The 13,354-nt window shown below is 31.3% G+C and carries 10 protein-coding genes; 2 read left to right on the top strand and 8 right to left on the bottom strand.

Annotation, left to right across the window (positions count from 1 at the left end; all coding sequences use genetic code 11):
* Positions 1 to 207 precede the first annotated feature (207 nt).
* Genes Q0776_RS06620 through Q0776_RS06605 form a run of 4 tightly spaced genes read right to left on the bottom strand, consistent with a single transcriptional unit; the run spans position 208 to position 4,136 of the window.
* Positions 208 to 1,284, bottom strand: coding sequence for a bifunctional 3-deoxy-7-phosphoheptulonate synthase/chorismate mutase type II (locus Q0776_RS06620; RefSeq protein WP_298366240.1), 1,077 nt, complete (start codon positions 1,282 to 1,284; stop codon positions 208 to 210).
* Between the two features lie 17 nt (positions 1,285 to 1,301).
* Positions 1,302 to 2,159 (bottom strand): prephenate dehydrogenase, encoded by an 858-nt coding sequence (locus Q0776_RS06615; protein ID WP_298366238.1) that lies wholly within the window; start codon positions 2,157 to 2,159, stop codon positions 1,302 to 1,304.
* 4 nt (positions 2,160 to 2,163) lie between these two features.
* On the bottom strand, positions 2,164 to 3,318 hold the full coding sequence (locus Q0776_RS06610) for an aminotransferase class I/II-fold pyridoxal phosphate-dependent enzyme (RefSeq protein WP_298366236.1): 1,155 nt from the start codon (positions 3,316 to 3,318) through the stop codon (positions 2,164 to 2,166).
* Positions 3,318 to 4,136: a prephenate dehydratase gene (locus Q0776_RS06605; RefSeq protein ID WP_298366234.1), complete on the bottom strand. Its 819-nt coding sequence runs from the start codon at positions 4,134 to 4,136 to the stop codon at positions 3,318 to 3,320. Before Q0776_RS06605 ends, Q0776_RS06610 begins: the two co-directional genes overlap by 1 nt.
* A 396-nt stretch (positions 4,137 to 4,532) precedes the next feature.
* Between Q0776_RS06605 and Q0776_RS06600 the strand changes: the two genes are divergently transcribed.
* Together Q0776_RS06600 and Q0776_RS06595 are read left to right on the top strand one after the other, a co-directional pair.
* Complete coding sequence (locus Q0776_RS06600) at positions 4,533 to 5,900, top strand: capsule assembly Wzi family protein (RefSeq protein WP_298366232.1); 1,368 nt, start codon at positions 4,533 to 4,535, stop codon at positions 5,898 to 5,900.
* A 4-nt stretch (positions 5,901 to 5,904) separates the two neighbouring features.
* Positions 5,905 to 6,645, top strand: a complete 741-nt coding sequence (locus Q0776_RS06595; protein WP_298366230.1) for a CpsB/CapC family capsule biosynthesis tyrosine phosphatase — start codon at positions 5,905 to 5,907, stop codon at positions 6,643 to 6,645.
* A gap of 375 nt (positions 6,646 to 7,020) precedes the next feature.
* On the opposite strand, the gene Q0776_RS06590 is transcribed toward Q0776_RS06595, so the two are convergent.
* Genes Q0776_RS06590 through Q0776_RS06575 form a run of 4 tightly spaced genes read right to left on the bottom strand, consistent with a single transcriptional unit; the run spans position 7,021 to position 13,161 of the window.
* Complete coding sequence (locus tag Q0776_RS06590; RefSeq protein WP_298366227.1) at positions 7,021 to 9,366, bottom strand: polysaccharide biosynthesis tyrosine autokinase; 2,346 nt, start codon at positions 9,364 to 9,366, stop codon at positions 7,021 to 7,023.
* Positions 9,367 to 9,370: 4 nt separating this feature from the next.
* Complete coding sequence (locus Q0776_RS06585) at positions 9,371 to 10,123, bottom strand: polysaccharide biosynthesis/export family protein (RefSeq protein ID WP_298366225.1); 753 nt, start codon at positions 10,121 to 10,123, stop codon at positions 9,371 to 9,373.
* 22 nt (positions 10,124 to 10,145) lie between these two features.
* Positions 10,146 to 12,047, bottom strand: a complete 1,902-nt coding sequence (locus tag Q0776_RS06580; RefSeq protein WP_298366223.1) for a nucleoside-diphosphate sugar epimerase/dehydratase — start codon at positions 12,045 to 12,047, stop codon at positions 10,146 to 10,148.
* Between the two features lies 1 nt (position 12,048).
* The gene (locus Q0776_RS06575; RefSeq protein ID WP_298366221.1) at positions 12,049 to 13,161 is read right to left on the bottom strand and encodes a DegT/DnrJ/EryC1/StrS family aminotransferase; all 1,113 of its coding nucleotides are present in this window, start codon (positions 13,159 to 13,161) and stop codon (positions 12,049 to 12,051) included.
* Positions 13,162 to 13,354: the final 193 nt, after the last annotated feature.

Raw genomic sequence — 13,354 nt, 5'->3', positions numbered from 1 at the left:
TTATTATAGATTTCTTAATCTAAAAAACCTCGAAATTAACTTTGATTTTAGATATAAGAAAACTGTCTAAAAAGTTTGAAAGTTGTCATTCTAAATTTATTCCAAAATCTCAACGAATTATTACTAATAACAATGAGAGCCTTAAAATAGGTTTAGGTTGCTGTAAACTTTACTTTTTAGACAGTTTCTTTTCTTTAAGTGCTAAATTTATTTAGCTCTGTGTTGAATATTTATTGATTCTACATGAATTGCTTTAAATACTTCTTCCACAAATTCTTTACTTAAACCTCTTTCTATTCCTAATTCTATCATATGCGATAAAATATCAGACCAACGTCCACTTTGTAAAATAGCTACGTTTTCTTGGTGTTTTAGTTTTCCAATATTCTCTGCAATGGTCATTCTATCGCTTAAAATATCAATAATATTATTGTCAATTAAATCTAATTCTTTACGGTATAAATTTAATTTACTTTGGAAGCTTTCCTTTGAACTACTTTTTTGACGAATTTTTAAATCCTGAGTAATTTGATCTAATTGAGCTGGTGTAATTTGCTGAGCAGCATCACTCCACGCATTATCTGGATCAATATGAGTTTCAATCATAAATCCATCAAAGTTTAAATCCAAAGCTGTTTGAGAAACATCTAAAATTGTATCTCTACGACCACAAATATGTGATGGATCTAAAATTAATGGTAAATCTGGAAATTCTTTCTTTAATTCAATAGCAATATGCCATTTTGGTTTATTTCTGTAATGACCTGTATTGTATGCAGAAAATCCACGGTGAATAACACCTAATTGAGAAATTCCGTTCGCTTGAAAACGCTCAACACCACCTAACCATAAAGGTAAATCTGGATTTACTGGGTTTTTAACTAACACCGGTTTATCAACACCTTTTAATGCATCTGCAATTTCTTGAACTGCAAATGGATTTACTGTTGTACGAGCACCAATCCATAAAATATCTACATCAGCTTTTAATGCTAACTCAACGTGATTTGCATTACCTACTTCTGTAGTAATTTTCATTCCAGTTTCTTCACGTACTCTTTGTAACCAAGGTAAACCAACAGCTCCAACACCTTCAAAACCACCTGGTCTTGTTCTTGGTTTCCAAATCCCTGCTCTAAATACATTCGTATCTGTATCTTTTAATAAATGTGCTGTCTTTAATACTTGCTCTTCAGTTTCCGCACTACATGGTCCTGCAATTACAATTGGGTGAGATAAACCCATATTGTCTAACCATTTTCTGTTTTCTTTAGTAATTTCCATCTTCGTTTAATTCTTATTTAGTTGCTTTCTTTAATTCCGTTTAATATACTTTTAATATAATTTGTACCATTCATTGATTCGTTCAATGCTTCGGCATTATTGTTTTTTATCAATTCTTTAAATTCGTTCAAGTTTTTGATATACTCGTCTAACGACTTTATAATGTTTTCTTTATTTTCTAAAAAAATAGGTGTCCAAGTATTTGCTGAACTTTTAGCCAAACGAACTGTTGAAGCAAAACCAGTGCTTGCCATATCAAAAATAGCTTGTTCATTTTTTTCAATTTCCAACACCGTTTTTCCTAACATAAAAGAACTTACGTGCGATAAATGTGAAACATATGCAATGTGCCTATCGTGCTCCACAGGATTCATCATTTTTATACGCATATTCAATAGTTTAAATAAACTAATAGCATTATCTAAAATCCTCCAATCCGTTTTATCTGCTTCACAAATGATGTTTACTTTTTCATCAAATAAATCATAAATAGCCGCTTCGGGTCCCGAAAATTCAGTTCCAGCTAAAGGATGTGCAGCCACAAAATTCTTTCTTTTTGAATGACTTGAAATTTCTTTACATATTTCATTTTTTACTGAACCAACATCAAAAACCAACGTTGTATCTGAAATAATATCCAGTACTTTCAAGGTTAAACCTGCTACTACATTAACCGGCACAGCAATTATAATTACATCTGCATTTGTTATATCGGCAAATGAAATTTCTTCATCAATTACACCAAGTTCAATAGATTTTTTAATATGAGCTGGATTTTGATCCATACCATACACTTTAAAATTGCCTCGTTTTTTCAAGTCCAACGCCAACGATCCACCAATTAATCCTAAACCTATTACAACTAATTTTTTCATAACCTTAATTTTCAGTTGTTAATCTGTCTAAAACTTCGTTCAAAACCGTTTCTTCAACACATAATGAAGCCCTTATATATCCTGCTCCATTTGAGCCAAATATGGTTCCAGGTGTAATAAATACATTTTTAGTGTACAATAATTCGTCTGTAATTTCTTCAGAAGTTATTCCTTCAGGTAACTTAGCCCAAACAAATAATCCTCCAATAGTTTTATCATAGGTGCAATTTAACGCATCAAATATTTTCCAAACTATTGCTCTTCTATTTCTGTATATCTCATTCTGACTTTCAAACCAATCATTATTCAATTTAAAAGCTTCCACTGCTCCTTTTTGAATTCCTAAAAACATTCCAGAATCCATATTGCTTTTTACTTGTAATATGGTTTTAATTATTGAAGCATCTCCAACTACCATTCCAACACGCCAACCAGCCATATTAAAGGTTTTGCTTAAAGAATTTAATTCAATAGCCACTTCTTTACCTCCTTCAACTTCTAAAATACTAATTGGATTTTTATGCAATATAAAACTGTAAGGGTTGTCGTTTACAATTAAAATATCGTGTTTTTTTGCAAATGCAATTAATTGTTTAAAATTTTCTTTGCTTGCAACGGCTCCTGTAGGCATATGAGGGTAATTAACCCACATAATTTTAACATTGGTTAAATCTTCTTTTTCTAACTCCTCAAAATTTGGTAACCAATTAGAAGCTTCATTTAAATCATAATTGATTGCTTCAGCTTGCACTAAATTTGTTACTGAAGCATAGGTAGGATAACCCGGATTTGGAATTAAAACCTTATCTCCTTTATTTAAAAATGCCATTGAAATATGCATAATACCTTCCTTGGACCCCATTAGTGGAAGCACCTCGGTATTCATATTTAATGAAACATTGTATTTTTCTTTGTAAAAATTGCAAATTCCTTCGCGCAATTCAGGTATTCCCTGGTAACTTTGATATTGGTGCGCGTTTGGTAGTTCAACCGCATTTTGGAGCGCTTGAATTACACTTGCAGGTGGTTGTAAATCTGGACTTCCAATAGCTATATTAATTATTGGTTTCCCTTCATTTCTTAAAGCTGCCACTTCTCTTAATTTTTTAGAAAAGTAGTATTCTTTAACATCACTTAGTCTGTCAGCTTTTTGTATCATTATCTTTTTCCTTTGTTGTATTCTCCTAAAATTTCCAATGCTTCAACTTTATCTTTTACTTCTTCAATTGCATTAAAATAATCGGCATAACTTTTAAATATAAAATCCGCAAAAAATGCATATTTCCAAGGAGTTTCAATAACTGGCATCGATTGTATTTTAGATAAATTTAAATCGTGTTTTGCTAAAATAGTTAATACTTCTGCCAAACTTCCCGAACTATGACTTGTAGTAAACTTAATTGAAGCCTTATTAGCCGAAACACTACTTTTATCTTTATTATTAGTAATAATAAAAAATCGAGTTTGATTCTCTTTTATTGTTTGAATTTCTGCAGCCAAAATAGTTAAATCATAGGTCTCGGCCGCCAAAACACTTGCAATTGCTCCAACACCTTTTAAGTTATTATCGCGAATTCTTTTAGCTACCGATGCAGTATCTTTGTCTTCAATTAATTTAATATGCGGATAGTCTTTAAAAAATTTATGGCACTGTAATAGTGCCATAGGATGTGAATATACTTCTTTAATATCTTCTATCGATTGCCCATTTAAAGCCATTAAATTATGCTGAATAGGTAAATGAAATTCACCACAAATTGTTAATTGATGATCATCAATAAGTGCATAATTAGGTAAAATTGCACCAGCAATAGAGTTTTCTATTGCCATAATAAGTACATCTGCCTCTTTATTTTTTAACAGATCGGGCATTTCAGAAAAAGACAAACACTCTAACAAGTCTATATTTTTTCCAAAATATTTCTCCGCCACAATATGGTGAAAAGATCCTTTTATTCCTTGAATTGCTACTTTCATTAGTTGGTATATTGTCAAAAAAAAATCCCGAAATAATTTCGAGACTTTATAATTTATATTTTGTAACTAACACATACAAAGCCTCATCTCTTATTGTTAAAATAAAAGTAAAAATAGAAGCTATTCCAAGTGTTGTTTGTTAACATAATTCCTTAAATATGAGCACAAATCTATACATAAAAATTAAAACACCAATCATTTTTATAAAAAATATTCACCCCACATATAAAATTTAGAAAAAAAACACTTAAATCGGTTTTTCATAATGAAAACTATAAATTTAAACCATAAATTTTAAACAATATACATTTATAAATGTCGTTTGAAACAATAAAAAGCCCCAAAAATCATTGATTTAAATTAATTAACTTTGTTTTTATTTGGTAATTTATATTTATGAAAATATCACTGTTTAAAAGGCTATTTAATCTAAGTATTATTTTATGCGTTATATCTCAATTACAAGCACAAAATTATTCGATTGAACTAAATTCGAACGTCTCAGCTAAAGAGTCTTTACCTTTTTTTTTAAGAGCCAATAAATTTGGAGCTATTCCTAATAGCAATAACATTTTATTAAATACCGCTATTTTCTCAGATTTTAAAAACTCGGGACAATTGATTGATTTCTCCTATAAAGCTTCTATTACTGGTTATGTTGCCGACAAAAATGATGTATTTATTAATGAATTATATGGTAGTTTCTTAATCAACAACATTCAAGTAGATTTGGGAAGCAAAAACGACAACATTCAATTTGAAGGTTTATCAGTTTCCAACGGAAACATTATTAAATCTATAAATGCCAGAACTTACCCAGGAATAAACATCAAAACTAAGAATTATATAACACTCCCATTCGCAAAAAAATGGCTGAGTGCCAAAGTAAATTATGCTGAATATTTTTTAAACGACAAACGGGTTGTTGATAATGCTGGGCTACATCATAAAAGTTTGTATTTAAAATCCGTCTTAAATTCTAAATTAGAGTTGATTATAGGTTTAGATCATTATGTGCAATGGCGAGGAACTTCGGAAGAATTTGGCAAACAACCTTCTAGCTTTAAAGATTATCTAAAAATTATTTCGGGAAGTGAGGGAGGCGAATCTTCAAATTCTGGAGAGCAAGTGAATGCTTTAGGAAATCATGTGGGTAATTATTTGGTGCAATTAAATCATATGGGAAAACAACTAAATTGGAACTTTTACTTGTCGCATCCTTTTGAAGACGCAAGCGGTAGAGAATTATCTAATTATCCGGATGCCTTGTATGGTTTGTTTTTTGATTTAAAAAAACCAAATAGTATTATTTCCCATGTACTTTTTGAATATCAACATACGAAGCATCAAGGAAGAGCGACTTCACCCAATAAGCTCTCTGATAATTATTTTAACAATACTATTTATCAAAGTGGTTGGACTTATTTTGGAAATACAATAGGCTCACCTTTTTTTGTTCCTAAAGATCCCGTTAATGGAATTACAAATGGAATTGCCCAAAGTAGATTTAGTTCATTTAATTTGGGATTAAAGGGAGTTCTTACTACAAACATACAGTACAAAACATCTATTACTTTTACGAATTACGTAGGTTGGTTTAATGAAGATTTTAGTGAAAATCAGTTTTCGCCATATCTCGAACTGTTTTACAAAAACAATAAAATTCCTTTCGATATTTCAGTTGGTACTGCTGCAGACTTTGGCGACTTTCTACCTACTAACGTTGGTGGATTTATTAAATTAACTAAAACAGGCGCTTTTTAAAACTATGCTTTCTCTTTTCAAAAAAAATAAAACACCTTTAATTGCATTGTTTAACAATTCATTTATTGATATACATTCCCATTTACTGCCTGCTATTGATGATGGATCAAAAAGCTTTGAACAATCTCTTGCTCTTATAAAAAGAATGCAGCAATTTGGAATCAATAATTTTGTAGCAACACCACATATTATGGATGGTGTTTGGAATAACACTTCAGCCAGTATCAACCAAAAATTATATGAATTAAAAGATTACTTAAGTAAACACAGTGCTCATCCCCTACAATTGAGAGCCGCTGCCGAATATTTACTAGATTCTAATTTTGAAAAATTACTAGAAACCGAAAAGTTACTTTGCATAAAAGATGATTATATTTTAGTGGAATTGTCTTATTTAAATCCACCTATTAACCTTAAAGAGATATTATTTAAAATTCAAATTGCGGGATACAAACCCATATTAGCACATCCTGAACGGTATTTGTTTTATCACACAAATTTTTCCGAATATTTAAAATTAAAAGAAGCTGGGTGCTCGTTTCAACTAAACTTATTATCCTTATCGACCTATTATGGAAAAGGTGTTCAAAATATTGCTAAAAAATTATTGAAAGATGGACTAGTAGATTTCGTTGGCACTGACACCCATAGCAACAGGCATTTGGACTTTTTAGAGTCAATAAATGATCAAAAATTAGTAAAACTTGTACAGCCGGTTATTGAGAATAATTCATTGTTATTGTAAATTGAAAAATAAACAATCTATCATTAAATGGTTATGAAAGTATTTTATACTGAACCTTGTTTCAGTAGCTACTAATTAGGAGTTACAAATAAAATGGGTAGTTACAAGCATGAGATCCTGAACCAAGTTCAGGATGACGGTTTTTTTAGGATGACGATGATATACTTGTTCTATACGTCCTGCTGAACTATATTACTCAATGCACGTCATGCTGAATTTAGTTCAGCATCTTTTGATTAAAAGTTAGCAACAAAATACATAGTACCAAACATGAGATCACGAACCAAGTTCAGGATAACGAACCAACAAGAAATAATTCCTTTTAACACAAAGCTAATCCTTCGTATCTCCTAAGTCTCACCTTAACCCTATAAATTAAAAAGGCATAAGTTTACGCCACCATTTCTTTGGTTTTAGCTCTTGAGTATAACCGTAACCATAACCGTAGCCATATCCATAACCACGTTCTACATCGGTATCATTTATTAAAATGGCCATATTTGGAAGGCGTTTTTCTTTATATAATTTACTTGGAACATCTAACAAACGCTTATCTAAATAATTAGCTCGTATTACATAAATTAATAAATCTGCCTGATGTCCGTATAACAACGTATCCGTAACTACACTTACTGGGGCCGTATCAACAATCACATAATCATATTGTTCCTGCCCATATTTTAAAACTTCTTCGAACCTACCATTCATTAATAATTCAGAAGGATTTGGCGCAACAATTCCTGACTCTAGAAGATCAAACTGTGTTCCTTCTACTCGCTGTATTACATCTGAAGGTTGCAATGAGGTATCCATAAGGTAATGTGAAAGTCCTTTCTTAGTAGATTTAAAATTTAAATAAGTAGCCAACTTTGGCTTTCGAATATCCCCTCCAATTAGCAATACTTTTTTATTGGTAAGCGCTAAAACAGATGCTAAATTAATAGCGATAAAGGTTTTTCCTTCTCCTCCAATGGTAGACGTTATAAAAATGGTTTTTGCATTTTTTTGTACACCCGAAAGCATAAAATTAACATTGGTTCTAAGCAATCGGAAAGACTCTGCCTTCCCATCACGATCACTATCTGATATGACCACTTTCTCTTGTGACATTGTTTTTGGTACATCCCCTAAAATAGGAACATTTAAAACTTCTTCCACATCTTTTCGTGTATGTACTTTATTATCTAATAAAAACACAACATACAATATCAAAAAAGGCAACAATGAACCTACCAATAAAGCAGCTAAGTAATAAACTTTCCTGTTTGGAGACACGGGAAAATCATTTCCAAATGCCTTATCAACAATTTTAGCGTTTGGTAAAGTTACCGCTAATGAAATGGCATTTTCTTCTCTTTTTTGCAATAAATACAAATATAATGCTTCAATAATTTCTTGCTGTCTCTTAATATCTCTAAACTCTCGTTCTTGTTTAGGAACTCTTGAAATTTTCGCATTAAACCTACCTTCCTGAGTTTTTGCATCCTTCAACCCAATGGCTAATGACGATTTTAAATTACCTAAACTAAGCGCTATATTTCTTTTAAATTGGTCTATTTGCGCATTTAAATTTACAATAGTAGGGTTTAATTCACTAGAACTATTCAATATTCTATTTCGTTCTAAAATTAATTCATTGTACTTCGCTGTACTCGTATTTATGGTAGGATCATCAACTCCAATATTGGCAGGTATAAGCTCCTCTCCATTCGATTTTATATAAGTATCCACATACTCTACAAGTTTCATCTGAGTGCTTAGATTAATAATTTTCTTGTCCAATTCCGTTCTCGACTGCAATACAATTCCAGCTTCTGATGAAATATCGGTAACTCTATTATTGGTTTTAAAATTTTCTACACCCGCCTCTACCAACGACAAATCTTTATTTATAATTTCTATACGCTCATTTATGAATTCATTGGTTCTTTTAGCTATTAAACTTTTATCATTTACAGCATCTTCATTATACTGTTTTATTAAATTGTCTATTACTTCCTGTGCTTTTTCCTTAACTCTATCTTTTAAACTTATTCTAATAACACTTGAAGAATTCACTACATTCACTTGTATTCTGTTTCTGTAACTTTCTACAACCCACTTTAAAGGACTTATTTTAACTGTTAACTCTTCTCCAATTATAATTGATTTACGTTCTTTGGGTGTAATTATAAACTCCCCAAACGACATTGCTACTTTTTCTCCAAAAGCATATGTGGTTTCTTCTAATGCTGTTTTTAAAATAAACTCCTCTTCTGAAATAATTTCAATTGTAAAACTCGCCGTTGTATTTTCCAACAACGCATCATCCATTAAAAAATTAACATTTATCGGTGACTTCGTATGAAAAAACTCCGCTTCTATAACTCTACCTTGTCTAAAATAAGTAACATTTAAGTTTAATTCTTCAGCAACTCTTTTTACTAAACTTCGAGATTTTAGCAATTCTATTTCATTTTCTAAAGGAGCTTTTGTTGTTCCAATAATCCCTAAATCTTTAAATGCCGATAATTCACTATTTTCAGCATCCTCGATTAAAATGGTGGCAGCCGCTTCATATTCATTGGGTACATAACGTAAATAAATAAATACTACCGCTAGCGTTAAAACTATGCTTAAAACAAACCATTTCCAATGATATGCATATTTCTCTATTTCTTCGCGAATATTAATTGTTCCTTCATTAAAATTGATAGGACTTAATTGCTGATTGTCTTGCATTTTTTTAACGTGTTAATATAAGTACTAACGAAAGTACTGCAGTTGCAATTGAAATTAATGATGAAGTTGTTCCAATTGCCGATGAATTTACTTTAGCTCTATTCGGCTCAACATATAAAATATCATTTTGAGCTAAATAATAGTAAGGAGATTTAAATATAGATTTATCTGTTAAATCCAAACGAATACTTTCCATTTGATCTCCATTCTTTCGCAGTAATAAAATATTTTTTCTTTTTCCTTGGATTGTTAAATCTCCTGCCAATGCCAATGCTTCTGGAATCGACACTTGTTCATTTAAAATACTAAATGCCCCAGGCGATTTTACTTCTCCTAAAACCGAAATTCTAAAATTTTCTAAACGTATGGTAACAATAGGTTTTTTAATATATAAAGTCAGTTTTGATATTAACAAGGCTTTCAATTCATTTGTTGTAAATCCAGCTACTTTAATTTCACCTAAAACCGGAAATGTAATCATCCCATTTGGAGTAACCAAATAATTGATTGGCCTTTGTGCAGCACCTTGCCCACCTTCATACAAATTAAATGGGTTGGAAGATTCAACATCTTCTGCACTTACAAAAATACTTAACAAGTCATCTGTTTGAATTTTTGGAGCATATTCATTTAATAAGGCGTTTTTAACAGCTTCTTCATTTTGAAAATAAATCATATCCTTTTTAGAAACACAGGCTGACGTTACCATCAACACCATTATAAGCATATAAGTTACTTTAATATAATTATTTTTCATCTACTCTTTTTTGCAAATATATTTATTCTAATTTTGTTACCGTATCCATTACCTCATATTTTGAGTTATTTGAAATAAACTCAGGTACAATCTGTTTCATTTTTAGAACGGTTTTCTCTAAACTACATGGTGTATTCAATATACATAACTCTTCTATTTCGTTCAATGTTTTTTTAACATTAAGCGGTGCTACCTCAGCTATCATAATTTTTTTATGATGTGTTTCTTTTGTATTTTCTGAAGTTGCTAACAACTCTTCATATATTTTTTCTCCTGGACGCAGGCCCGTAATTTTAATGGCTATATCATCTGGGTATTTCAAACCAGAAAGGCGAATCATATTTAAGGCTAAATCAAATATCTTTATAGATTTCCCCATATCAAACACAAATATTTCTCCTCCTTTACCCATACAACCTGCTTCAAGAACCAATTGACAAGCTTCTGGTATGGTCATAAAATAACGTGTAATCTCTTTGTGCGTAACAGTTACGGGGCCTCCATTTTTTATTTGCTGCGTAAATAGTGGAATTACCGATCCGTTAGATCCCAACACATTCCCAAAACGCGTTGTAATAAACTTGGTATTACTGTTCGCATTTAAACAATTGATATATTTCTCTGCAATGCGTTTTGAAGCTCCCATAATATTAGTAGGGTTTACTGCCTTATCCGTAGATACCATCACAAATTTTTCCACATTATTAAGTGCTGCAATAGAGGCAATATTTTTACTTCCCATTACATTTGTTCTAACTGCCTCGTATGGATTTTCCTCCATAAACGGCACATGCTTATATGCAGCGGCATGAAAAACAATGTGTGGCTGATGCTTTTTAAACAGCAACTCCATTCGGTCTTTATTTTGAATATCGGCTACAACGCATACCACATTATTCACTTGCTGATTTACAAAATACTGTTGTAAATTGTACAACTCAGATTCAGCCTGATCAATTAACACAATTTTTTTATAATTAAAATTAATAAGTTGCCGTGCAATTTCACTACCGATAGATCCGGCTGCACCCGTTACTAAAATAACTTTATTAAAAAACTCTTCTTTTAAAATGGGATTGTCTATTTCAATGGGAGTTCTCCCCAATAAATCCTCAATGTTAACCGATTTTATTTGTCTAAGTTTTAAACCGCCATCAATCCATGATTTTATTGGAGGTACAATTTTAACCTCAACTGGAAGTTTCGAAATTTCGTCCACAATTTCTAGCAAACGTGAAGGTTTTATATTTTGAATTGAAATAATTATTTCATCTATTTTCTTTCTAACAATATAATCTTCACTAATATTAGACGAACCTAGCACAGTTACCCCATTTAATTTACTCTTCCATTTTCTCTTATCATCATCAATAAAAGCAATTGTTTGAATATTATTTGCCTTGTCTTCATGTAACATAGAGTACACCAATAGGCCTGCCTCACCAGCACCATAAATTAATACTCGCTTATCAATTTCATTCCCCACCATAAACACTCTATACAATTCTTTGTAAAAGTATCTGCTAAAAATTAAGAATACCACATTCAATAAAAAATGGATGGCAATAATAGATCGTGGTATCGTAAATTTTGAAACAACTTGATAATGTAAATTCAACATTACAACACCAATTAACAATGCAGAAATCAATATACTCGCATTAATTACATTTAGCGAGTCTTTTAAACCTGTATGTCTAATAATTCCTTTATAGGAACCTACCAATAAAAATGAGACAAGCGATGCCGCAATTACCACAGGTAATTGTAACATAAGTTTTGAAGTATCAAAACTTAAACTAAAATTAAAACGTATTAAATAAGAAAAAACAAACGTATTTACAACAATGTATAAATCGATTAACAGTACCAGCCATCTTGGTGTATTTCTTTTTAATAGCTCTTTAAAAACACTACTTAACATATTAAAAACTGTTTAGAACCCCAACAATTCTTTCCAATTCATTTTCAGTTAGATTAGATCCACTAGGCAAACACAATCCAATATTAAACAAGTTTTCAGAATTTCCGTTCTTAAAACTATCACAACCTTTAAATATTGGTTGCATATGCATTGGCTTCCACAGTGGTCTCGATTCAATATTTTTCTTTTCTAAAGATAGCCTAATTTTTTCTCTTATTTCAAATGAAGGCGTTAAAATACAAGTTAACCATCTATTTGAAAAATAATTATCAGGTTCACTTAAAAATAAAAAATCGTTATTTTCAACCTGATCTTTGTAATAATTGTAGTTGTTACGTCTTGCCAAAACCCTATCTTCTAACACCTCTAATTGCCCTCTTCCAACCCCTGCAACAATATTAGACATCCTATAATTGTAACCAATGGCTGAGTGTTCATAATGTGGTGCATTATCCCTTGCTTGTGTTGCTAAAAAAATTGCTTTTTCTTTTTCCACTGAACCGTTTGTTACCAAAGCTCCTCCTCCAGAAGAAGTAATAATTTTATTCCCATTAAAAGAAAGAATTGAATAATCACCAAATGCTCCGCATTTTTTAGTTCCAACCTTACTTCCTAAAGCCTCTGCGCTATCCTCAATAATGGGGATTTCATATTTTAGACCCAATTCATGAATTTTTGTCACATTATACGGCATTCCATACAAATGCACTGCAATAATAGCTTTTGGTTTTTTACCTTTTTTTAGCCTATCTAAAATAGCTATTTCTAATTGCTCAGGACATAAATTCCAAGTTTCGAGCTCGCTATCGATAAAAACAGGTGTTGCCCCTTGGTATACTATTGGGTTTGCAGAAGCTGAAAATGTAAAGCTTTGACACAATACTTCATCTCCCTGTGAAACACCTAATAAAACCAACGCTAAATGTATGGCTGCTGTTCCTGAACTGAGTGCAGCAACATAAGTATCCTCTCCTAAATAATTTTCGAGTCCCTGTTCAAATGCATTTACATTAGGGCCTAAAGGAGCAACCCAATTAGTGTCAAATGCTTCTTGTACATATTTCTGCTCAGTACCACCCATATGGGGAGAGGAAAGCCATATTTTTTTACTCATGAGGTTGCAATTTTATTTAAAACGCAAAATTAAGGTAATTTATTTTGATTGCGAAAAGATTGTATTTTTTGTTAAATAATAAGGTTAATATAGCATCATTAAATGAATTAGGTAAAGTTTATGCAAATGTCATACTGAGCTTGTCGAAGTATGTTTTAGTATCTATTAAATTACTGTTGCTGTCATGAGATCC

Source organism: uncultured Lutibacter sp., from assembly GCF_947495725.1.
Taxonomy (GTDB): domain Bacteria; phylum Bacteroidota; class Bacteroidia; order Flavobacteriales; family Flavobacteriaceae; genus Lutibacter.
Note: the sequence above shows the minus strand (reverse complement) of the source record. Positions and strands in the feature narration are given on the sequence as shown.